General features: G+C 52.6%; 11 protein-coding genes. 8 read left to right on the forward strand and 3 right to left on the reverse strand.

Annotated features, from left to right (window positions below; all coding sequences use genetic code 11):
- Positions 1-4 precede the first annotated feature (4 nt).
- Positions 5-481: a Uma2 family endonuclease gene (locus ACAW87_RS20855; RefSeq protein WP_370725581.1), complete on the forward strand. Its 477-nt coding sequence runs from the start codon at positions 5-7 to the stop codon at positions 479-481.
- 28 nt (positions 482-509) lie between these two features.
- Here the strand turns inward: ACAW87_RS20855 and ACAW87_RS20860 are convergent, their stop codons facing one another.
- Entirely contained in the window at positions 510-3347 is a 2838-nt protein-coding gene (locus tag ACAW87_RS20860; RefSeq protein WP_370725582.1) for a M16 family metallopeptidase, read from the reverse strand.
- 253 nt (positions 3348-3600) lie between these two features.
- Between ACAW87_RS20860 and ACAW87_RS20865 the strand changes: the two genes are divergently transcribed.
- A complete protein-coding gene (locus tag ACAW87_RS20865) occupies positions 3601-4791 on the forward strand; it encodes a mechanosensitive ion channel (RefSeq protein ID WP_370725583.1) in 1191 nt (396 codons plus the stop codon).
- A 102-nt stretch (positions 4792-4893) separates the two neighbouring features.
- Here the strand turns inward: ACAW87_RS20865 and ACAW87_RS20870 are convergent, their stop codons facing one another.
- Positions 4894-11721 (reverse strand): amino acid adenylation domain-containing protein, encoded by a 6828-nt coding sequence (locus tag ACAW87_RS20870; RefSeq protein ID WP_370725584.1) that lies wholly within the window; start codon positions 11719-11721, stop codon positions 4894-4896.
- A gap of 845 nt (positions 11722-12566) precedes the next feature.
- Here ACAW87_RS20870 and ACAW87_RS20875 point away from each other — a divergent pair.
- From ACAW87_RS20875 to ACAW87_RS20895, 5 genes are all read left to right on the forward strand, one after another.
- On the forward strand, positions 12567-13037 hold the full coding sequence (locus ACAW87_RS20875; RefSeq protein WP_370725585.1) for a response regulator: 471 nt from the start codon (positions 12567-12569) through the stop codon (positions 13035-13037).
- Between the two features lie 116 nt (positions 13038-13153).
- Positions 13154-14353 (forward strand): sugar transferase, encoded by a 1200-nt coding sequence (locus ACAW87_RS20880; RefSeq protein ID WP_370725586.1) that lies wholly within the window; start codon positions 13154-13156, stop codon positions 14351-14353.
- A gap of 4 nt (positions 14354-14357) precedes the next feature.
- Complete coding sequence (locus ACAW87_RS20885; protein ID WP_370725587.1) at positions 14358-15617, forward strand: glycosyltransferase family 2 protein; 1260 nt, start codon at positions 14358-14360, stop codon at positions 15615-15617.
- A gap of 262 nt (positions 15618-15879) precedes the next feature.
- Positions 15880-16641 (forward strand): TolC family protein, encoded by a 762-nt coding sequence (locus ACAW87_RS20890; protein WP_370725588.1) that lies wholly within the window; start codon positions 15880-15882, stop codon positions 16639-16641.
- Between the two features lie 12 nt (positions 16642-16653).
- Positions 16654-18843, forward strand: coding sequence for a GumC family protein (locus ACAW87_RS20895; protein ID WP_370725589.1), 2190 nt, complete (start codon positions 16654-16656; stop codon positions 18841-18843).
- 5 nt (positions 18844-18848) lie between these two features.
- Here the strand turns inward: ACAW87_RS20895 and ACAW87_RS20900 are convergent, their stop codons facing one another.
- On the reverse strand, positions 18849-19883 hold the full coding sequence (locus tag ACAW87_RS20900) for a glycosyltransferase family 61 protein (protein ID WP_370725590.1): 1035 nt from the start codon (positions 19881-19883) through the stop codon (positions 18849-18851).
- A gap of 424 nt (positions 19884-20307) precedes the next feature.
- Here ACAW87_RS20900 and ACAW87_RS20905 point away from each other — a divergent pair, with 424 nt between their 5' ends.
- The gene (locus ACAW87_RS20905; RefSeq protein WP_370725591.1) at positions 20308-24471 is read left to right on the forward strand and encodes a non-ribosomal peptide synthetase; all 4164 of its coding nucleotides are present in this window, start codon (positions 20308-20310) and stop codon (positions 24469-24471) included.
- Positions 24472-24502 lie beyond the last annotated feature (31 nt).

The following is a 24502-nucleotide window of genomic DNA, read 5'->3' on the forward strand; positions in this document are numbered from 1 at the left end:
CGCTATGGAGGCCGTCATTGACCAATTATCGGACTACGAACTCGAACGAGGGAAACCCATGCCAACAACCGTGCATGCCGCTATTCAAACAAATATTGCGGCTGAACTCAAGGTGCGTTATCGTAAACAATATCGGGTTCTAACAGAAATTACGTTAGCTACTCAACCAAAAGACTCTGTTCCTGATGTTGCGCTCTATCCTTATTTTCAACTAGATTATCAGCATGACACCGCTAGTAGAACTGATGCTCCGCTAGTAGCCGTCGAAATAATTTCGCCCAGTCAGTCATTGTCGCAGATGATCGAAAAAGCCGGTCGATATTTTGCGTTTGGCGTAACTTCCTGCTGGATCGTTATACCGGATATGAAAGCCATTGCTGTTTATTCGTCCCCCACGAGTTATCAGTTTTTCATGGGGAACGATGTGGTGAAGGATTCAAACGTACCTGTTGAACTGCCGTTGGACGTAGTATTTGACTAACAGGCCACACTTCGTCAGCGACAGACAGCTACTCCGTTGGCAGGAGTATGAACTTGATCAGGTTATTGCCGAGGTAGCGGTTGGCGGCGGCTTTGGTGCTTTCTACCGTTACCTGCTTCAGCAATTCCGGTTCGCGGAGAAGTTCGAGCGGGTCGTCGCCATTGTAATACTGATTCGAGAGATAGCTGAGCCAGAAATTATTGTCCTTTCGCTGTATCTCCTGCTCGCGCTGCGTTTCGGCCTTGAATTTGGCTATGTCGGCTGCCTCTGCTCCGGTGGTTTTTAGCTTCTCGATCTCTTTATTCACAAGCGCCGTCAACTTATCCACATTCTCGGGTGCACAGCCGAAATTAATGCGGAAGGTGTAGCGCGGAACCGGATAACGGCCATACACGCCACTTGCCGATACACCATATACACCACTAGCGGCCTCGCGTAGCTGCTCAACAAGCTTAATTTCCAGCACTTCGCCCAGCGCATCTACCTGCGTGGCATTCTCGGCTGTCCAGTCGAAGTTGCCGGTGTATACCAGTTGCACGCTCGCTTTTGGGTCAACACCCCGGCGAACGGTTTTGGTCACTTGCCCTTCGGGTGCCCGAATGCCCAGGTCGCGAAACGTTTCCTTGCTATTGGTGGTGGGCAGGCTACCCAGGTACGTCTCCAACAACGGCTTGATAGTGGCTACCTCGAAATTGCCGACAAAAACGAACGTAAAGCCACTGGCGTCGGCAAAACGCTCTTTGTAGATCTGAATGGCCCGGTCGAGATTCACGCGGTCGAGGTCGGCGGGCGTTAGCGGCAGACGGCGGGGATTGTTGTTGCCCAACGTGATGCTTACGGTATCTTGAAACACCTTTTGCGGCGTGGGCGTAGCCAGTTGGTTAGCCAGTGCACTTTTCTGATTCGACAGGAAACCGGCCACCACATCGGGGTCGCGGCGGGGCTGGGTGAAATAGCTGTTCAACAGTTGCAGCGCTGTTTCCAGGTCTTTAGGGGCTGTGCCGCCGCTGATGCCTTCGCCCAGTTCCGACACGTAGGACGATACGTTCAGGGCTTTTCCGGCCAGAAATTTGCCAAGTTGCACCTGACTGTAATCACCGGTACCGCCCAGATTCACCAGCGTAGACGCGAAACGAGCTGTCTGGTAATCGGGCAATTCGTAGAGCGATGTACCACCGAGGCTATTTCCCGTAAACAGAATTTGGTCATTTTTGAACGTGGTTGGCTTCAACACCACGCGAACCCCGTTTTTCAGCCGCAATTCGGTCACGCCGATCTTATCGATTTTGGATTCGCTCACCACGGGGCCGGGTGTTGGCGGGGTAGCCAGCAACGGTTTGTCAAGTACCTTATCGTCGTAGGCAGTCAGGTCTTTCCCGGCGGCATCGATGTAGCTGATGACCTGCTCAACACTGGGCAGTTTGGCTTTGTCCGATTCCGGGGCCATAATGACGACCGCCCGGTTTTCGGTACGGATAAACTGATCGACCAGCCCGTTTACTTCGGGCAGCGTGATACCGCCTAGGTTCTGCTTTACAAAGTCGTAGTAAAAATCAATGCTGATAACGGGTTCCTGATCGGTGAAATGACCTACGTATTGCCCCACGTAGTTGGCTGAGCGGGTTTTTGTCCGTTCGAGGTAGGCCTGTTCAGCGCCACGAAGCAACTCCGTTTTGGCGCGGGCTATTTCGGTAGGGGTAAACCCAAACTTTTTCACGCGCGACGTTTCATCCAGCAATGCCTGAATGGACCGTTGAATGTTACCTTCTTTAGCAACCGCATAGGCCGTAAACGCATCGAGGTTCCCCAGGAATGACCCGTAGTTGCTGGCTCCGTACAGAAAAGGCGGATCGGCCTGTTGAGTCAGTTCCTGAATCCGGTTACCCAGCATGGCGTTGAATAACTCGCGGGTGATATCGGCCCGCAGGTCGCCGAGGGTGCGGTCTGTTAGTTCGGGTCGCTTATAGATGATCTGAATCACCGTATTGGGCTGTTCGTTGTCGGTCACAATCACCACTTTGGTGTCTTTGTGGGCATCGATCAGGTACGTTGGCCGCGGGGTAGGTTTGGTTGCTTTCGGAATACGCCCAAACTTTTGCCGGATCATGGCTTCCACCTTCGCCACGTCGAAATCGCCCACGGCCACCACGGCCATCAGGTCGGGGCGGTACCAGGTTTTGTAGAAAGCCTGCAGCACCTCGGGCTTGAAGTTTCGGATAATGCTGTCTTTTCCGATGGGTAGTCGGTTAGCGTAGCGCGAGTTGTTAAGCAGGTACGGAAAATACTTGTCGCGCATCCGTTGCTGCGCCCCGCGACCAAGCCGCCATTCTTCCAGCACAACACCGCGCTCTTTATTGATCTCGGTGGTGTCGAGGCTTACATTATGCGCCCAGTCTTCCAGAATCTGCATGGCCCGCTCAAACACCCGCGCCGAATCGGTTGGAACGGGTAGCTCGTATACCGTTTCGTCGAAACTCGTATACGCGTTCAGATCAGCTCCAAACCGGATGCCCGACGATTGCAGGAAGTTGACCAGCTCATTTTTGGGAAAGTTTTTGGTGCCATTGAAGGCCATGTGCTCCATAAAATGCGCCAGACCTTGTTGGGCATCGTTCTCCAGCACCGAACCGGCCCGAACCACCAGCCTCAGCTCGGCCCGGTTGGCGGGTTCGCTGTTTTTACGGATGTAGTACGTCAACCCGTTAGGCAGTTTGCCCACCTTTACCGATTTGTCGAACGGAATGGGAGCGGCAGGGTTGAAGCGGGCAACAGTTGGTTTAAGGGCTTTCTTCGATTGGCCCAATGAAGGCATCGATAAGCCAAGCGTGACCGTCAGGAGCAACGGCCAGTTACGCAAAGAAATCATAGGGTGAGGGCAGAACAGTATATATAAAGGTGTAACAAATTGTCTGGGAAAACAGATTCGTTTACCTGAAAATTGTCTTGACCTGTTTATTTGTTGTAGTTGATATGTGCATTTGCGGATAGATAACTGTTTGATAGACACATTAATTGACTCTTTAATGTGTTTTGCGGGATAGGTAAGTGATACCTGGGTTACATGAACTCCTAGTCAACGTCATAAACGGAGTACTAACTCATTACCCACTACATTTTCTATGGAAACCGTTACCCAAAACATTCAGGTCTTTACCAACTCTATAAGCCAGCACTTATCCGGTGTGATCGGTGCGTTGCTCATTTTGTTGATTGGCTATTTCATTGCCAAGGCACTCCGGTCATTCGTTAACAAGCAACTTACCCGCCTAAAACTCAATGAACGGTTTGGCCTACAGGAAGAGTCACGGTTCGGACTTAACCTGGCTGACATTATCTCGTCGCTGATTTACTATGTGCTGTTAATTTATGCCATTGTGGTTGCCCTCGACATGCTGGGCGTTGGTAGCGTGCTGACGCCTTTGCAGAATATGCTGAACAGCTTTGTTTCGTTCCTGCCCAATTTGCTGGCGGCTGCCATCATCGGCTTTGCCGGGTACGTACTGGCTTCTATGGCGGCAAGTGCGGTTGCGGGTGCTGTTGGCTACCTCGACAAAGTAGTGACGCAGGTTGATTTACAGGGAAGTGTCAACGTGGTTAAACTGGTGCGGCAGTTGGTATTTCTGGCCGTGTTTGTTCCCATTCTGATCGTTGCTCTGAATGCGTTGAAAATCGAGGTCATCTCGGCACCAGCCACACAGATGCTCAGCGACCTGATGTCGTTTATCCCCCGAATCCTGTCGTTCACGATGATTTTGGCCGTTTTCTACGTGGGTGGTAAACTGCTGACCGACTGGGTTGGTGACCTGCTGCAAAGCCTGGGCTTCGACGAATTTGCCAGCCGTATCGGATTGGCTTCGGTGTTGGGTCAGCAATCGCTGGCAAAATTGCTGAAGAACATAGCCTTCTTCTTTTTGCTGTTCACGGGTATCATCACGGCCGTTGAGAAACTGGAGTTGCCCCAATTGGTTGATATTCTCCGTCGCATTTTCGATATGACAGGTCAGATTTCGTTCGGGCTGCTGATTTTGGCGGTAGGTAACTTCATCGCCAGTTTGGTGCGTACCAACATTGATGTGCCCAACACCAATAACCGCGCCCTGGCCAGCATCGCCTACTACACCATTCTGGTTTTGTTCCTGGCCATGGCGTTCAAGGCGATGGGTATTGCCGACTCAATCGTTGATCTGGCTTTCGGTGCGCTGGTAGGTGCCATTGCGTTGGCTATTGCGCTCTCGTTTGGTCTTGGTGGACGGGAAGCAGCCGGCAAACAGATGGATCACTGGCTGAAGAAACTCAGGGGTGAAAAATAACCCGCGCTCCTGATCATTCAGGACCGTAATGGACTGAAAAAGGCCGAACCCGCTCACCAATGTGCAGCGGGTTCGGCCTTTTTCAATGAAGCGAGTAGGTGCCTACACGCCGATCTCGAGTTGCCGGTACGAACCGGGCTGATCGGGGTTGGCGATGAACCAGGCAGGGTTGCCCGCCTGGTCGCGGCCGAGGCGTGCACCGGGTACGGGCGGCTGATCGGCCGACCAAACGCCGGGTACGTTGTCTGCTTCGCTAACGCCGGGTGTCAGAAAACCCGCCGCAATCATGGCGTCGATACTACTCAGGCACGCTTCGCGAATGGTCGTTATATCAGCGTCGGTATGGGCTTCGGTAATAAAACAGGGGAAACCGTCCCAGATGTGAATTCCTTTTTCGCGCATCATCGTGAATAGCAGTTCACCATACGGCACATCTTCGGTCCATTTTAAGCGCCACAGTGACCCAAACTGCGTGGCTACGATGGGTAATTTCTGCCGGTCGAAGCGGGCGTTGAAAGCGGTGGCCAGTTGCTCGGCATAGCGGGTCAACCGTTTTTGAAGCGATGGGCTCTCGGCTTGCAGGTGCAGCAGCGATGCCTTGGCCGATGCCAGTGCCAACGGGTGGCGCACAAACGTACCGGCAAAATAAGTGACGCCCACTTCGGGGAATGATTCGTCGCCATATTGCCAGAAACCACCGTCGAGTGCATCCATGAAGGCTTTTTTGCCCGCAATAACACCGATAGGCAGTCCGCCGCCAATTACTTTTCCGTACGAAGCCAGATCAGCCTGAATGCCAAAAAGGGCTTGTGCGCCGCCAAGGTGCATGCGGAAACCGGTGATCACTTCATCAAAAATCAGGGCGGTGCCCGACGCTTCGGTGATGGCCCGTACTTCTTTCAAAAACTCGATAGGCCTGAACTCGGGCCGGCGGCTTTGCACGGGCTCAACCAGTACGGCGGCCAATTCGTGCGCCCGCTCGCGAATGATGCGCAGGCTTTCGTCGGTGCCGTAGTCCAGAATAAGCATATTCTGCACCGCTTCGGGCATGATACCCGCCGCCGCCGGGAAGGTCTTTAGCTTTTTGGTGCCGCGAACCAGTACTTCGTCGACAATGCCGTGGTACGAACCCGTAAAGGCCACGATCAACGACCGGCCCGTTACGGTTCGGGCTACGCGCATGGTGCCCAGAACGGCCTCGGAACCCGTGCTGCACAGCGCCGCCCGGTCAAATTTGGTACACTCACAAACCAGTTGGCAAACCTCACCGGCCAATTCATGCTGTGGACCAACCTCGTAGCCGTTCTCGACCTGTTCGTGAAGCGCTTCCTTGATAAAGTCGGGTTGATGACCAAACATCGTGGCGCCAAACCCATTCAGGGCGTCGATGTATTCGTTCCCGTCCAGATCCCAGAGGCGGCTTCCTTTCGATTTATTAATGACCAGCGGATACACGATTTCTTTCGTCAACGGACGGAAGCCCGATACCACGCGTGGATCGGCCATTTGCTCGCGGTGTTGCTGGGTATAGGCCTTGCTCTTGGCTGTTTTCTGATTGTAGCTAGCCGTTAATTTCGTCAGAAACTGCTCTTGCTTCGCGCTCAGGCCGGTCACCTGCCTGTCGATACGGGCTGTTGCACCAAACGGTTTCTTCAGTTCGGCGGCTTCTTCCGGGGTTACATCGGGAGATGGTAACGAGACCGAAACGGCTGGTGTAGCCTTTGGTGCAGGTACGTTTGATGGAACCGTGGCAATAGCCGGAGCGGCAATTGGTTGCGGCACTGGCTGCGCTGACGGAGGCATCACCGCACCGCCCTGCATGAGGGCCACCTGTTTGGCCAGAATCTGCAATTGCTGGGCAATAAGACCCAACGCCGAATCGCCATTGGACTGACTGGCTACCGACTGTGTATAAACGGGTTGCTCTGTGTAAATCGGCTGGGTTGGTACAGCCATTGGGGGAGCAACGGCCGCTATTGGCGTCGGCTGATGCGCGTCGGCTGGTAGCTGAGCATCCAGGAAAGTAGCTAGTTTTTGCGGGGTATCAAATTCACCGCTGAGCTGCCGGAACGTGATCGGAACGCCAAACGTACGACGTAGGCTGATCGATACCTGCGTGAGTAACAGCGAGTCAAGGCCAATTTCAAGAAACGAGGTCGTGGGTGATGTCCCTGCCACGTCAATTCCCGACGCCTCTTCGAGCAGCGTATTGATTTGAGTTAGTAGATGTTCACTTCGCATAGGTGGTCGTATCGTGGATTGTATAGTCTGTACTGGTGATGAATGAAGTTGATGATCAGAGGCAGTTGTCAGCGAATCGGGCAACGACAACGTTTGACTGCCCTGTGTAGGAATCAGGGGAACAGCTCCCGCAGGTGGGTCGACCCAGCAACGCTTCCGGTCAAAGGCGTAGGTTGGTAACGGAACCCGTTCAATAGGCTGATTAGCGTAAAAAGCGGCCCAGTTAGGCTCTAAACCCCGTAACCAAATTGTTCCGAGTGCGGTGAGCAGGGCCTGATAGTCGGTTTGTTCGTCGGGTCGGTGAAGGCTCGCAACGGCAACCATCGGTCGTTTTTCTACGCCGCCCGACCGCGCCCCGGCTTGTTGACGGGCCAGCGTTGTGCTGCTGTTTCCGGGGCCAACTTCGAGCAGAAGGGGGTTCCGAAGGGCAAAAATCGTGTCTAGGGCATCGGCAAATCGAACGGTGTTTCGTAGATGCGCGGCCCAGTACTGCGGGTCCGTGGCCTGTTGATCAGTCAGCCAGGTGCCGCTGACCGTGGAGACGATCGGCTTCTTGGGGCGCGAAAGCTGTACCTGCTGCACGGTTTCGGCAAAGGTTGCCACCACGGGGTCCATCATGGCCGAATGAAAGGCGTGGCTGGTTTCCAACACCCGGTTCGGAATGCTTTTCTGATCCAGATACTGGGCAAAGGCCGCAATCTCTTCGTCTGAACCGGCCACCACGCACAGGCTGTGGCTGTTCACCGCCGCCACCGACAACGTACCCGGCAGCATGGATTCAACCTCCGCCACCGGCCTACGAACTGACAGCATACTACCTCGCGGGCAGGAGCCAACCAGTTGGCCACGGCGGGCAATGAGCTGAATAGCGTCGGCTAGTGAAAAGACACCCGCCAGATGAGCCGCCACAAATTCGCCGAGACTATGGCCGCATAATATGGTGGGTTCAATGCCCCAGCTTTGCCAGAGTTGCGCCAGTGCGTAGTTGGTCACAAAGAGCGCTGGCTGCGTATAGCGCGTATTTTTAAGCAATTCCTTCGCCGCCAGATCCGCCTTCTCCGGGTACATCACCGACCGGATATCAACGTCGAGGTACGGACTCAGCAACTCGGCACAGGTGTCAACGGCGGCGCGGTAAACGGGTTCGTGCTGGTAAAAATCATGCCCCATACCGAGATATTGCGCACCTTGTCCGGGAAAAACAAATACCACTTCGCCGGGTCTACCATTTAGCACATGAGCGTTGGAATCAGTGTCTTTCAGAAGATCGACAGCTTGTACCGCAGAAGCGGCCACCACAAAACGACGCTGTCCCATAGCCGGGCGGGTTGTTGGCAATGTGTAGGCCACATTGGCCAGCGAGGCCGCATTGGGTTGCTGCAGGTACGTACCCAGCTTTTCGCCGTAGGCTTCCCGGCTGGTAGCCGAGCGGGCCGACCAGGGAAGCAACTGATACGGGCGTGCCGATAACGGCCGATCGATGGTTGGCTTGGTGGGGGCTGGTGCTTCTTCCAACACCACGTGTACATTGGTACCGCCCACGCCAAATGAGCTGACCCCCGCTCGCCGTGGCAGGTCAGAAGCCTGCCAGTCGGTGAGGGTGGTATTGACAAAAAACGGGCTGTTGGTAAAATCAATAGCGGGGTTTGGCCGCTCAAAATTCAGGGAAGCAGGCAACTGTTTGTGGTGCAGCGCCAGTACGGTTTTGATCAGAGCTGCCACACCTGCCGCCTGAGTCAGGTGACCCATGTTGCTTTTGATGGAGCCAAGAGCGCAAAACTGTTTATTGGTTTGTGGCCCAAACGCCATCGTCAGCCCGTCGAATTCGATGGGGTCGCCGAGGGGCGTAGCGGTGCCGTGGGCTTCTACATAGCTGATCGTGGCCGGGTCAACCTGCGCATCGGCTTGTGCCTGTTGAATAGCGGCGGCCTGTCCTTCGGCGTTGGGTGCTGTGAAACTGCCTTTCCCGCCGCCATCGTTGCTAACGCCAACGCCTTTGATGACCGCGAAAATGGGGTCGCCATCGCGTTGAGCATCATCCAGCAATTTCAGGAGTACAACGCCCGCACCGTCGCTGAACACGGTACCACTGGCATCGGCATCGAATGAACGACATTGGCCCGTACGGCTCAGCATGGCCCCTTCTTCGTAGAAATGACCGCTGTTGATTGGGGCCGTAATGGCTGCGCCCCCTGCCAGCGCCACCGTACACTGACCATTACGGAGGCTTTCAACGGCTTGCGTTATGGCCAGTAATGACGTAGAACAGGCCGAATACACGCTGACTGCGGGGCCTTTCAGGTTTAGCTGGTAGGCCGTACGTGAAGCAATGTAATCTTTTTCGTTAACCGTCATGGCCTGGAAAGCGCCCACCCGCTCAACGGCAGCCGGGTTAGGCAATACGTTGTTCAGGAAATACGTATTGTTGCCGCAACCAGCCCAAACGCCTACTGTTTCGGTATGGCTTTCCCCCTTAGGGCGAGGTGCCTGCGGCAGGTAGCCGGTTTGCTCCAGCACCTCGTAGGCAATCTCCAGAAACACGCGTTGCTGCGGGTCCATCAGGTCGGCCAGGGCGGGGGTGAGACCAAAAAATGCCGGATCAAATTGGTCAGCTCCCTGCAATACGCCCCGCGCCCGCACATAGGTTGGGCTGTTACGTACCTGTGCCGAAATAGACGGATCAAGCTCGTCGGGTGTGAAAAAGCGGGTTGTTTCGCGGCCTTCGGTAAGCACCTGCCACAGCTCATCGATGGTATCGGCTCCCGGAAAACGCCCGGCCATACCAATCACGGCGATAGCACCCGATTGCTCGCGATGGCGCGTTGATGAAGCAGGCTGGCTGGCTACAGCAGGTGTTGCTGTTGGTTGAAGAAAGTTGGCCAGACCAGCCACCGTTGGGTATTGGTAGAGTTTGGTAATCGGTAGGGTGTGCCCCATCGATGCCAGGCCGGCCACCGTTTTTTGGGCCAGCAGCGAATTGCCGCCCAAGTCGAAGAAGTTATCGTCGGCCCCAATCGGAGCTATTTCCAGCATTTCGGCCCATAAATTCGCGATTTGCTGCTCCAGCAATGTGTCTGGCTCCCGGAAAAGGGTCGGCAAACTGGGGCGGGTTGGCTCGGGCCGCGGTAACGCTAGTTTATCAACCTTGCCACTGGTTGTGCGCGGAAACGTGTCGACAAGAATTACCTGTGCGGGAAGCATGAAATCGGGTAACGTACCTGACAACGCCTGCCGAAGCGTCGGCCCATCCACTGATGTACCGGGCGTAACAATAGCGTAAGCCAGCAGCGTTTTTTGGCCCGATGCGCTTTCCTGCACTACGGCAACGGCCTGTTGCACACCCGGCAAATGAGCCAGCGCCACTTCAATCTCGCCCAGTTCAACCCGATTGCCCCGAATCTTTACCTGATCGTCGGCTCGTCCCATGAAATCGAGAAAACCAACGGCCTTGTCTTCACTGGCCGACGAATCAGTAACGTACCTGGCCAGGTCACCGGTACGGTAAATAATCATCTCCCCTTTCACGGGATGTGTCCACTGAATAAAACGTTCGGCGGTCAGGTCGGGGCGGTTCAGGTAGCCTAATGCCACGCAGGGGCCACCAATATACAGTTCGCCCACCTGCCCGTTTTCGAGCATCGTGAGCTGATCCGATAACAAGAGAATTTCAGCGCGGGCAATGGGCGTACCAATCGGCGGCAGGGCGGGCCAGTTATCGGCGTCGCCTTTCAGCTTATGCTCGGTTACCCATACACTGGCTTCGGTGGGGCCATACACGTTCATGAGTGTGCAGTCGGGTAACTCGGTAAAGAACCGCCGAATCTGAGGTGTGATCCGCAGTCGTTCACCACCCGTAATCACTTCCTGAAGCGTGGCCGGGAACAGACCGATTGTTTCGGCCGCTTCGGTCATATACTGAAGTACCACGTAAGGCAGAAAAACCCGATTAATGGCATTGTCGCTGATAAACCGCAGCAGACGAGCTGCATCGAGCCGGTACGAATCGTCGATCAGGTAAACGGTGCCGCCGGTGGTCAAGGGAAGGAAAATCTCCTGGAACGACGCGTCGAAGCTTAGGTGACAGAATTGAAGAGATCGCGTACCGGGCTGAGCAGTACCATATTTAGCCTGATATTGCAACAGGTCAATTAATCCTTTGTGCCCTAAACAAACCCCTTTGGGCGTGCCCGTTGATCCTGACGTATATAATACACAGGTAACGTCGGTTTGCCCGGTTACGGGTAGGGTGGGTAAACCCGTTCTATTTGTACCTGCCTCACTGTTAGGTACCACAAGGCCAACGGCTTCAAAGAACGATGCCTCGCCCTGATCGGCCAGGCAGTGCGTTAACCGGGCGCTGTCGATAATTTGCCGGAGACGGGCCGCCGGGTAGGTGGGGTCAAGGGGCAAATACGCTTTTCCGGCTTTCAGAATACCCAATAACTGACTAATCAACCCTAACCGACGGGTAGTGCTTACGCCAATAATCGCCGCATCCGGTGCTGTGTCCAATAAACGTTGCGCCACCTTTTCCGACTCGTCATGGAGTTGCGCATAAGTCTGTGAATGCCCGTCGAAGACAACTGCCGGAGATGGGCCAAAACGGTTGGTCGCATCGTTGACAAACTGCTGCACGGTGGCTGCTAAATCATTGGGTGAATAGGTGCGTAACAACAATTCAGTAGCCATACTTGAAATTTATAGGTAACCGGCTTGACTAAAGGCGTTCTATGATTAATGCAAATTTAATAATCGGTCAATCTGGCTTTGTACCGAAGTCAACCAATTGTCTTTTGTTTAGACGAAAAGTAGGGCATCACGCCACTGACCGTCTACGAAATATATGCGTAGCTGATAGATAGAGTTGATAGAAATAGTAAAAAAAAGAGTATACCAGGAGAGGCAATCTTGTCCGGATTGTAGGCTGAGCGTTTACAGTCTATAAACGTGAGTCTGGTAATGGCGAAAATACGGAGAGCGAGCGAACCGTTCCAGGAGTAACTATACCGACAATTTATGTGTTTGAGCGCGACCAGAAACATACAAGTGATACCTGATAAATGAGCGGCGGGGTCGACCGATAACCGCCTCGTTGATGGGTCAAAGCTGCAGACGGGTGAGTGAGTATCGCCACGGGTCAATTAATCTGTAGTTGACAGGGCAGTAGGCAGACAGAACTGGGAGTAGAAGGGAAAGTAGAACCGAACCGTCAATTTTCGGGTTGGATATCGCCTTACTTCTTACTTGCATCCGGGTGTAAAACAGCCGGAAAGAAAAGCGATAAACACGGAATAATTAAAACGTGGTCATTTGTGTGACTATGCGTGCAGTTACATAGTCTAAAGCATGAAATCGAGTATTGCCATACACAACCAACGGATAAGCTACCTAAAACAGGGAACTTACTCAGGCTTCATGTACGGCAAAAAAGTAATGGAGCAACAGACTATATAAAACGTGGCTGTTTTCCTGATAAGAATTGAACAACAATCGTGCCATCACTAAACTAAAGAATATCCATTCCATAGTTAATCATGAAAAAAGCGAATCGTCAGCTACTGATCGTCGAAGAGAATCCTCACATTGTCACCGTGCTGACGCAAACACTGCGTGCTGATTACAGCATTACCGTTGCAACCAACAGTCGTGATGCCGTTCGTTTTTTGGTACAGGGACGTCAGTTCGACTGCATTATTACAGAGCTAAATCTGCCCTTTTTTGATGGTCTCGAGCTAGTTAAGCTTGTCAGAATGAATAAGTTGTCTCAAAAAACATTCGTCCTGGTTTTGTCAGATGCCGCTGATAGTGATACGCGTATTGCCTGTCTGGAAGCAGGCGCCGATGCGCACATTGCCAAGCCCTTTAATCCGGTTGAAGTGAAGGTAACTCTGCAGGCATTGGCAAGCCGTTATGCATGGGTGGAAGAGCAGGAAGAAACGCCTGTGATTCCCATGCACTCGTCGCTGCTAAAACGGTTTTGGTCACCTAGTTCGCTAAATCTCTAGCACGCCGAAGAGGTTTCGGGCTTAACAAACTTCGTGCCATACTTTATTTCTAGCTTACCCTTCTCCTTCTGGAGAAACCCATCTATTCAACGTCACTGCTACTTTTATTCATTGATATGATACGCGCGGAAATAAACCGACAAACGACTACTTGTCTGGTGTTGGTTGAAAAAGAGGAAGCCGTATTCAGCCAGATATCTGCGCTGATCGATGAAACATATTTGATTCGGTGGTATCAGCGGATCGATGATGCAATTGCCTGGATGCGCGACCGTCAATCGGCTTCGCTCATTATTGTCAACGAGAAGCAGAGCACGCTCGATTCACTCGCTGAACTGAGGCGGTCAACTCTCAATCAAAGTGTGCCTATCCTGCTCTTATGTAACAAGACGACCGAGGAGTCAACGAAACTAGCTTTGCGGGCCGGGGTTACCGATTTGATCTCGCTCTCTGATTCGGCTCAACTCGAACGAAGAATCCAATTCTTTCTAACACTCATGCGCCGGGTAGCTGCTCAACCCGATGTAGAAGCACCACGCCATAAATTTCGGTTCGAGTTGCCCACCTGGAAGCGAGCCATTGATATTGCCGCTTCGCTACAGGCACTCATTGTGTTTAGTCCCTTGATGCTGCTGGTCGCTATTCTGATTAAGTTGGATTCAAAAGGGCCCGTCTTCTACAAGTCGAAACGCGTTGGTGCCAACTACCGGGTCTTCGGCATGATCAAGTTCCGCACTATGCGCGTTGAAGCCGATCAGCTATTGAAGCAGATGGCGGCAGAAAATAATATGTATAGTCAGGATGTGGCTCTTTCGGAGGAGTCGGCTACTGAGCATGACGTATGCGAAGGCTGTGCACTAATTGCTTCGTCGTGTCAGCGAAAACTGTTTGATCAGGATCGGTTTGTCTGCGAACGCCATTACTTGCAACGGGGCGATAAAGGCGCGGCATTCGTTAAGTTTCGCAACGACCCGCGGATCACCCGTCTAGGCAACTTTCTAAGAAACAGCAGTATCGATGAGTTACCACAGCTGGTAAACATCCTGCTAGGCGATATGTCGATTGTTGGAAACCGACCATTGCCAGTCTACGAAGCGGAAAAACTCACCACTGATCAGGCTGTGAAACGGTTCGCCGGCCCGTCGGGATTAACCGGGTTGTGGCAGGTGCAAAAGCGCGCCCGCGGCGAAAATCGGATGAATGAGCAGGAACGGATTGATCTGGACATTGAATATGTGGAGACCTTCTCATTTCTGAACGATATGAAGATTATTTACAAAACGTTTTTCAGCCTTTGGCAACAGGAAAACGTCTGATAATATGGTACTTACTATTCTTTTCTGGATTCTGATGTCCCTGGTTTTGTATACGTACCTGGGTTATGGTCTGGTATTATACGCCCTGGTAAAACTGCGCCGTTTGTTTGGCATCGGGCAGCGTTTTTTGCCCGCTGCCGGTGAAGCCCCCCACGTAACCGTTGTTATCCCTGCTTATAACGAGATAGATTGCCTACCGGCTAAGCTGCAAAACTGCCTGGCGCAACAGTATCCCGCCGATCGCCTTCACCTGCTTTTTGTGGTAGAGGGATCAACCGATGGGTCGGCTGAGTGGTTGGAAACACAAAAAAGGAACGTACCTAATCTCTCGATACTATCGGGCTCGCAACGCCTGGGTAAAATCGAGGCGATGAACAATGCCATGCGTCAGGTACATACCCCGCTGGTAATTTTCACCGATGCCAACACCACGCTGAATCCCGAAGCCGTGCAGCGCCTGGTGCGCAAATTCGATGCGCCCGAAGTAGGTGCCGTTACGGGCGAAAAACGGATTGAGATGCTTTCTGCAGAAGCGGCAACGGGGAGCGGCGAAGGGCTGTACTGGCGCTACGAGTCATTGTTGAAACGGCTCGACGCTGAATTATACACCATCGTCGGGGCTGCGGGTGAACTCTTTGCTATCCGCACCAATCTATACGAACCCGTAGAAGCCGATACGCTCCTCGACGATTTTATGATCTCGCTCCGCATTGCTGCCCGTGGATTTCGGGTCGAATATGAACCCGAGGCCTACGCACTGGAGCGCCCTTCACCCTCAATCCGGGAAGAACAGAAACGGAAAGTGCGCATTGCAACGGGTGGTTTTCAGTCCATTCAGCGATTAAAAAGCCTGCTGAATATCTTCCGCTATGGCTGGCTCAGTTTTCAGTATGTATCGCACCGCGTGTTGCGTTGGGCCGTTACGCCGTTTTGCCTGCCTCTCCTGTTTTTGCTCAACCTGGCCATTGCGGTTCAGGTATTGCTAACGGACGCTTCGGCCTGGGCAATCACTTTTTGGGTCGCTATGCTGATCGGTCAACTATTCTTTTATGGCCTTGCTTACATTGGCTATCAAAACGAAGACCGGCAAACCCGTTGGAAACCGGCCTTTGTGCCCTTTTATTTTGTATTCATGAATGTATGCGTACTATTAGGTTTGGTACGCTATTGGCAGGGAGGAATTTCGGGCATCTGGGAAAAAGCCGCCCGAACCGTTCAGCCAACAGATTCTGCAACTCATAGTCCAATAAAGTCTATAGGTTAGTATATTTGTTTGCGCCGCCCTATGCGGGAATGTCCGACGTGAGGATACCCCGACAACGAGCCTCACAGGGCATCACGTGACATACACCGCCATTTCCAGTCAAAAGGAAAAAGGCTAAGCGAAGCAACTGCCTCAATAGCTGCGTAACTTAGTCGTTTGTTCGCGTAGCTCACTGTTCAATCGCTTACCTAGATTCGTGGTTCTTTCTCGTTTTTCAACTTTATTCGTTGTCCTGGCAAGTCTTTCTTTCGGATGGTCGGCTATGGCACAAAATACCGGCGCACGGGGCATGGTCTCGTTTGGCCGTTCAGCTGGTTTACCAGGCGACACTCTTTACCTGGATATAAATCAGGACCTCGCCGTTCAGCTTCTTCCGTTCGATCAACTCCTGAAAGTAGCCATAGCCTATTCGCCATTGCTTAAATACCAGGATGAAGTGGTGAACGGTCTCGGAGCATCTGTTGATCAGACCAAAGCATTGATTTATCAGAACCTCTCGGGAAATGCCAACTACTCGACGGGCGACCAAACAATTCTGGCTACTAGTACTCTACCCGCAGTTACTGTACCCACAGTTCCTGCTGTTGACCCGCAAAGAAGTACGCTGGGGCAAATTGCCAATGGCTATCGCGTAGGTATTGATTTTCGGATCTCGCTTTATGAGCTTTTCGGACGGAAACACCAGATTCGGCAGGCAAAATCAAATCAGCGGGCGGCCGAACTACAACGCGATGTGCTGGAGTTACAGATCAAACAACAGCTTATTCAACTGTACCAGGATATGATTACGGCGCAGCAGATGCTTAAAATCCGTTTGCTCGACGAACAAGCCTCTCTCACTGCCTACCGACTCGCCGAACTTGATCTTCAGAAAGGGCGTATCAATGCCTCAACAATGGCAACTCTCACAACGCAGTATGTGCAGGCGAAGGCGGTTTCGGAGCAGGTGAAAGGCGATTTTTTGAAAAATGTTCACTTTTTTGAAGCCGTAATGGGCGTACCCATTCAACGGCTGAAACGATGATAACCACTCTGTATGAAGCTTGACGTTTTTCTGCGCCTTCTGAAACAGCATACCCTGTGGTTTGTGCTGATTCCGCTTATTACAGCCTCGACGGCTTTCTACCTCACGCGCAATGAGGTGAAAACCTATAAGTCAGAAGCTACGCTATATACCGGGCTGGCCTCTGGTTACACCTTATTGAGCGATAAGAAAGCGCCGTCGATGGATATGTCAACCAGTGCTTTCGATAACCTGCTGTCTACCCTGAACTCAAAAGAGACTATGCTTCAGGTGGGCATAAGCTTGCTGGCCGACGACCTGCAACTCCAGCAGCCTGATAGTCTGGTGCTGGGTGCCGCTGGCTTTCAGAAATTACAAGCAGCCTTCCCAGACGAATTCAGAGCTGAGCTGCCCACGTTTGCCGGTACAGATTACCTGCGCATGACCTTAGATAGTCTGGCCAAAACGCCTGCTGCCAATCCGGTTAAAAGTCTGTTGCTCAATTCAGATACGTACTATTCGGTGTCGCATATCAGTGAAAAGCTGAAGGCTTCGGCGCGTAAAAATACCAACGATGTGCTGTTGATGGAATACGAAGCCAATGACCCGGCCGTAGCCCAGCGTACGTTGAAATATGCTATTGAGGCATTGAACAAGCGAAACTCGTACTTCAAAACATCAGAGACCAAGTCGGTAGTTGGTTTTTATGAAGAGAAACTGAAAGAATCTAAAGCCCGGCTCGACGCGGCTGATGCCGCTTTACGCGCTTTTGGCACGAACCATCAGGTGCTGGATTATGACGAAGAAGCCCGCACGGTTGCTTCATCGCGCGAGGCGTTGATCAGCGAATACAACCAGGAGAAGATGCGGCGTAATGGCGCAAAAGCCGCATTAGATGCGTTGAGCAAACGATCTGGTCAGCAGAGCGGTATGCAGATGGCCAGTGCCGACCTGAATGCCAAACAGCGCAGACTAAGCGAAGCCGAAAACCAACTGGCCAATGCCCGCGCCTACAACCAGCCCAAAAGCGCCATTGCCCGGTTGCAGGCCGTGGTGAATCAAGCGGCCGACGAACTGAAAATCAGCGCCCAGAAATATGATGCGGTCTCTAATAATTCAGAGGCCATTCCGCAGCAAACGCTGGCTACCGACCGGCTGGCGAAATCGCTGGAATACGAAGAATCGTCGGCTAAGCTGGAGGTGTACGAAAAACGAATTCGTGAGTTCGAAGCCAAAACCAACGAATACGGCCCGTTAGGCTCTCAGATTCGGCAGTTGAACCGCAACCTGGCGCTGGCCGAACGGGAGTATACCGAGCTGCTGAATCAGGTTGATCAGTCACGTACCCGCGAGCAGGATGTATCGGTGGGAGGGAAGCTTGAAATTCTGGATGCGCCCAACTTTCCATTAGCACCGCTGGCCTCAAAACGGAAACAGTTGATTATTGTCAGTTTGGGCGTGGGCCTATTCATCGCCATGCTGATTATGGCTCTGCGGTTCTGGCTCGATAAGCGCATTAAATCGCCCGAACAGGCCGAAGAGCTGATTGGTCGTCCAGTGGCGGCAATGTTCCCTACAGTAAAAAATCCGCTGGCTTATTCAAAAGCGACCCGAGCCTCGCGCAGTATGTTCGAGCAACTGCTGAACACGATCAACATCGAGGTTTCGCAGGTCAGTAACAAGCCGTTTCCGCCCATCATCACGCTCTTCAGTATTCGCCCCGAACAGGGTAAGGCCTGGATTTCCAACGGATTGATTCGTCTGTATTCCGAGGCCGATCTACGGATTGCTTATTGCTATCCGCGTTCAAAAGGGAACGAACGGCGTGAAGAAAAGCTGGGAGTAACGTACCTGCCCTATACCGCCCGCCCCGATTTCATGAATGTAACCAGTCTGGAATACCTGCTGGATCATACGGATGATTTCGACCCAACTCAATTTGACCGGGTACTGCTGGAATTGCCGCCGCTGATCAACCACCAGATTCCGGTGTACATGATGAAACAAAGCGCGTTATCATTGCTGATCATTGATGCCAATGCCGCCTGGGGCCGAACCGAAAAACAACTATTGGCCCTGTTCGAGCGGGTAACTCAACAGCCTATTTTAACCGTGTTGAACCGGGTTGGTGGCGACTACCTTGATGAAACCAGTAAAACCGAAGTTGCCGATTCATTAACCGAGCCTGCCAATAAGCGTAAGTTGCAGAGAATCAATAGATAACTTGATTACAGGAGTTTGTTTAGGTAAATTTCGATCTCGGCTACCGAAACCGTGATGTCTTCTTCAAGCGATTCGACAACGCCCCGGTTCCTGGCTGGTTTACCATTGTAGTAAGCACTGTACTGATGACCCAGTACGTGGCACATATACTGGAAAAAGTTAGGCGTATAATTGGGTGAAAGCAATTCGAGCAGGTGGGTGCCCGGTTCGCACCAAATCAGGTTACTGAACGAAGCACCGTGTGGACCAATAACGAACGAGGCGCTTTTGTAAATCGCCACCTGTTCGGCCACAGAACGGGGTACGTCATCGATCAGGGTGAAATCGAATCGTTTCAACAACGCAATCAGCTCGGGCTCATTGGTAATACGGCGACGCCCCGACCGGCTGATATAAATTCGTCGGCGCGGCACAGGCGGCAAGGCGAGGCTGTTTTCGACATACTTTTTCAGGCTAAAAATATCGGCTGGATTTGGGTAAAACCAATGCCCGCTATTGCCGGTGACAACGCGTTCGGCCGTAAACTCAGTGGTGCGACTGTCAAAAATGCGCTCTGGTTGAAGGCCAAGCAGTTGCAGGTACTCCCGCTCGTAAGGGGTGTTGAAAAGCGGGTAAGCAACGGTAGCCTGAGCAAATTCATCGGGCGTGAGCGCTTCCTTCATCCGGGCAAGTTTAGCGGCTACCAGTAAAACGAAATCGTAATAACCGCCAAACCGAACACCGTCCAGATACTGACTCCAGGGGGCAAGGAGTAAATTGGTCTGCTGAACCGATCGCTTTTTTCGATCATAGAAGTCATCAAAAAAACCATCTGTATCAAAATCAGTACATAAGATGTCTTTTTCCAGTTTAACGGCCCCGTAGGGTAACAGGGTCACTTTTTGCGCCGACTGCGCGAGTGACCACACAAAAGAGGGATTCGTAAACGATTCTGTCTGCTGAAAAATAACCGTATTGGGGTCGGTCAGCTTGACGATTTCGGGCAATTCAACGTGTGTGGCTGGCAAAACCAGTTGTTTGTAGGTACGTAGCGCTGCCACGGTTTGTTCACGCGATAAAAGGCGAATGCCCGATAATGATAACCGCCATGCAACCAGCTTATTGATGGTTCTTTTACAAATGGAGACTAATTTTTTAGCTACACGTTTAATCATAACACCGACGAATAAGAACACATATGTACGAATGAAAAATCGGATCAAGCTAAGGCAGAATTGGTACAGAATAAAGTGACGACTAATAAATTTTAGGAGGAATGGCCTGTTTTAAGTTCACAATTTCAAGCTAATCGTACATAGAGAGTGAAATGGCCCTATTTCATCTCATTGCCAGCCCTTATCTTTACTTTTCACTGGAAAAATACGAGACATGGGGCCTCACGGTCTCGTATTGGTTTAGTGGTCTGATTTTTGCAATTAATTGCAGCTTAGCAATAGGCTACCTGTTTGTCCAAACGGAGAAAAAATGCGTGAAACAACTACCCAGTCTATAGTAACGGCCCCCGATTTTGACCCTTTTGCGGGCCCTCAGTTAGCGCGAGTAGTGCCCACCACTCAACCGCAACTTGAAATATGGACGGCCTGTCAATTAGGAGGTAATGAAGCCAGTCGGGCTTATAATGAATCTATTTCGCTCCGACTAACGGGCCACCTCAACCGGGATGCATTTACTGAAGCATGGGCCGGGCTGGTCAGCAGGCACGAAGCCCTGCGCACCACGTTTAGCCCCAACGGGCAGCAGATGTGCGTATCCGACGAAATTGCCATCGAATTAGCCTTCGTTGATGTCTCTGACAGCGAACCGGTTTCTCAGGCAAACACGGTTACTAAATATACTGAGCAAGACGCACATCATCTGTTCGACCTGCAAACCGGACCATTGGCGAAAGCTACGCTGATTCAGCTATCGGAAACACATTGGCACTTTACCCTAACCGCCCACCATATAATTTGCGATGGCTGGTCGACGGGTATTCTGTTACAGGATCTGGGTAAACTATATACGGCTTATGCTCAGGGCCTGTCGCCCATGATGGCAATAGCGCCTCAGCTTGGTCAGTACGCGGTTGAACAGCAGGCTTTTACTGCGAGTGAGGCCTATCAGCAAAGTGAAGCTTATTGGCTTGGTCAGTTTCGGGGTGACCTGCCGGTGCTGAACGTACCCACCGATTCGCCGCGCCCCGTGCCCCGTACTTATGCCAGTCGCCGGGCCGATTTTGTGGTCGATGCCGCCCTGGCCAAAGCCGTGAAACAGGTTGGCGTTCGGGCTGGAAGCAGTTTTGTGGGTACATTGACCGCCGCTTTTGAAGTGTGGCTGCACCAGCTTACCCGCCAAAATGATCTGGTGCTGGGTCTGCCCGCCGCCGGCCAACTCGTGGCCGATCGGTATAGCCTGGTTGGTCATTGTGTTAGTTTATTGCCTCTCCGTAGCCAATACGCACCCGACCAATCATTCACGGCTTACCTGAAAAAACGCCGTGTTGAGCTGATGGATGCCTATGACAATCAGCAACTTACGTTCGGCAGTTTGCTTCGAAAGCTACCCATTGCTCGCGACCCGTCTCGCATTGCGCTGGTACCCGTGGTTTTCAATGTAGATATGGGGCTCGACGAAGGCGTTGACTTCGTTGGGCTTACCCACGAACTGATCAGCAACCCGCGGGCTTACGAAAATTTTGAACTGTCGCTGAATGCCACTGGCTCAGAACAGTCGCTGGTGTTGGAATGGTCGTATAATCAGCACCTGTTCCGGGCCGATACCATTGCCCAATTCAACCAGACGTTTGTTGCGTTGCTGCAAGCCATTACCAGGCAGCCCGACGTTCCAATGGCTGCATTGAGGGCATCGGAAGCAACCCCGCAACAGCCGGAAACCGACCAGTCTGCGCCCAATGTACTGGATTACCCGCGCAATAAAGCACTGACTACGCTTATTAGCGAAACAGCGGCGAAATTCCCGGATAAGGTCGCCATTCGGTTTAAGCAGGAGTCGCTGACGTACCTGGAATTAGATAGTCAGGCCAACCAGGTGGCGCATGCGCTTCGTACACAGGGCGTTCGGCCGGGCGACCGCGTTGGACTTGCCGTTGACCGATCGCTGCCGATGGTGGTGGGCATGTTGGGAATTCTGAAAGCCGGAGCGGCCTACGTACCTGTTGACCCGCAACACCCCGCCGACCGGCTAACCTATATTCTTACCGATGCCGGTTGTTCCGTACTGCTCACCTCGCAGGTACATCAGGGACGGCTTGGTTTGGTTAACGTACCTGAGATTCTGGTAGAAACGCTCTGGCCAACGCTGGATCAGTACCCCAAAACCGCCCCCGATCAGGCGCCAACGGGGCAGGATATTGCTTATATACTCTATACGTCGGGCACTACGGGTCGGCCGAAGGGGGCGCTAATTCGGCATCATAGCGTGGCCAACGTGCTGTTTAGCGTAGCGCGCGAGCCGGGCCTGACCGAGGCCGACAAAACCATTGCGTTGGCGACGATCGCCTTCGATTTGGCGGTAGTTGAAATTTATACGCCGCTGATCGTAGGGGCCGAGCTGTTACTGATTGATCCGGCGACAACCCGAAATGGCGAAGCGCTGGCTCAGGTGCTGGGCGACAAAACGATCACATTCATCCAGACTACGCCGGCCACTTTCCGCTTATTGCTGGAATCGGGCTGGCGTGGACACCCGAACCTTCGGGTTATATCGTGTGCCGAGGCGTTACCGATGGACCTGGCTAAAACGCTACTCAGTTCCTGCCGCGAACTCTGGAACTACTACGGCCCCACCGAAACCACCATTTACGCCACCGGAAAGCAGATTCTGGCTACAGATGAACGTATTACGATTGGCCACCCCATTGCCAATACCCGCATTTATATTGTCGACGAAACAGGGCAGCGAGCCGCCGACGGGCAACCGGGCGAGATCTGCATTGCGGGCGAAGGCGTGTCGGGCGTTTATCTAAACCAGCCCGAGCTGACCGCCGAAAAATTCATCGATAATCCGTTTTCTGCACAGCCCGAAAAACTGTATCGCACCGGCGATCTGGGTCGCTACCTGAATGGCGGAACTGAATCAACGGCCGACATTCTATACATGGGCCGGATTGATCAGCAGGTCAAAATTCGGGGATTTCGGATCGAACTGGGCGAAATAGAGCATACGTTGGTTAAGGTGACGGGTATTCGCGAAGCCATTGTGGCCGCTCGTGAAGACCAGCCCGGTGATCAGCGATTGGTGGCCTACATCGTGCCCGACGAAACACCAACGGAGAAGAACGGAAAAAACGGCGTGTCTGTAGCCAGTAGCGATCAGCTACGGGCGTGGCGTAAACAGGCGTCGCAATCGCTGCCCGATTACATGGTACCCACTGATTTTGTGGTGCTGCCCCGTTTCCCAGTTACGGCCAATGGTAAAATTGATCGGAAAGCCCTACCGGCTCCATCGGTAGCGCGCGCCGAACCGCTACAGGAAACGCCTCCTGCCGCTGCGCCCGTTATCGCCAACCGGCCCCCAACGCCCGAAGAGCAAATGCTGATGAAGCTGTGGGGCGAGGTATTGAAAATAGACGATATTGGGCTGGACGAGAATTTCTTTGAACTGGGTGGCCACTCCCTGATTGCGGTGCAGGTGATGACTCGGCTGGAAAAACAAACCGGTCGCCGTTTACCGCTGGCAACGCTATTCGAGTACCCAACCGTTCGGGCCTTAGCCGAGTTGATTCGCGAAAATGACAAGCCCGTTTCCTGGGAATCGCTGGTACCTATCAAGCCAACCGGAACGCGTCAGCCACTTTATATCGTACACGGAGCCGGACTGAACGTATTGCTGTTCAATGCCGTAGCGCAGAATTTGCACGCCGATCAGCCCGTTTACGGATTGCAGGCGCGCGGCCTAAACGGAATCGATGAGCCGTTCCGAAGCATTGAAGCCATGGCGGCCTATTACGTAGAGGAGATTGTGAAGCACAACCCCAGCGGACCGTATTCACTAAGCGGCTTCTCGTTCGGTGGCATTGTGGCCTACGAAATGGCTCGCCAACTGGTTGAGAAAGGCCGTGTTGTGAATCTGGTGGCCTTGTTCGATGCCTACGCCTACGATGCAGGCCACAACAATCCATGGTGGCAACGCAAAGCCCAGCAATTGCAACAGCTGACTAACAAGATCATTCATACGTTTGGACTGCTGGAAAAGCACCGCTGGCAGGGCGTGAACTACAAGATGCAGTCGATCGATCGGCGGCTCATCAAAAAATACTGGTGGCTGAAATCAAGCACCCGGCCCGACCATGTGTTGCTTAGAATGGCCATTCGCTCTTACTGGCAACTGAAATTCGGACAGGCGCAACAGCAGGAGGCCATTCTCGACACAACGTTCAAGATTGAAGCCATCAACGACGTAGCACTGGACCAGTTCCAGCTAAAACCAGCCGACCTGGAGGTTCACCTGTTTCGGGCCACTACCCAGACGTTCTACATGGATGACTACGACTACTACGGCTGGCGTGACTTCGCCATGAAAGGCGTTCATGTTCACGACGTACCTGGCGAACACAGCTATATTTTTGCCCCGCCCAACGATAAAGAATTCGCCCAAAAACTACAGGCTGTTCTCGACGGAAGGAAGTAAAAAAGAAAGCGTTACTAACATAAAACCGGGG

This window comes from Fibrella aquatica (assembly GCF_041321135.1).
GTDB classification, from domain to species: domain Bacteria; phylum Bacteroidota; class Bacteroidia; order Cytophagales; family Spirosomataceae; genus Fibrella; species Fibrella aquatica.

Coding starts and splice junctions, on each gene's coding strand:
- ACAW87_RS20870 (WP_370725584.1), bottom strand. CDS start 11,721: ATGGCTACTGAATTGTTGTTACGCACCTATTCACCCAATGATTTAGCA.
- ACAW87_RS20880 (WP_370725586.1), top strand. CDS start 13,154: ATGATACGCGCGGAAATAAACCGACAAACGACTACTTGTCTGGTGTTG.
- ACAW87_RS20885 (WP_370725587.1), top strand. CDS start 14,358: ATGGTACTTACTATTCTTTTCTGGATTCTGATGTCCCTGGTTTTGTAT.
- ACAW87_RS20860 (WP_370725582.1), bottom strand. CDS start 3,347: ATGATTTCTTTGCGTAACTGGCCGTTGCTCCTGACGGTCACGCTTGGC.
- ACAW87_RS20895 (WP_370725589.1), top strand. CDS start 16,654: ATGAAGCTTGACGTTTTTCTGCGCCTTCTGAAACAGCATACCCTGTGG.
- ACAW87_RS20890 (WP_370725588.1), top strand. CDS start 15,880: ATGGCACAAAATACCGGCGCACGGGGCATGGTCTCGTTTGGCCGTTCA.
- ACAW87_RS20905 (WP_370725591.1), top strand. CDS start 20,308: ATGCGTGAAACAACTACCCAGTCTATAGTAACGGCCCCCGATTTTGAC.
- ACAW87_RS20855 (WP_370725581.1), top strand. CDS start 5: ATGGAGGCCGTCATTGACCAATTATCGGACTACGAACTCGAACGAGGG.
- ACAW87_RS20865 (WP_370725583.1), top strand. CDS start 3,601: ATGGAAACCGTTACCCAAAACATTCAGGTCTTTACCAACTCTATAAGC.
- ACAW87_RS20875 (WP_370725585.1), top strand. CDS start 12,567: ATGAAAAAAGCGAATCGTCAGCTACTGATCGTCGAAGAGAATCCTCAC.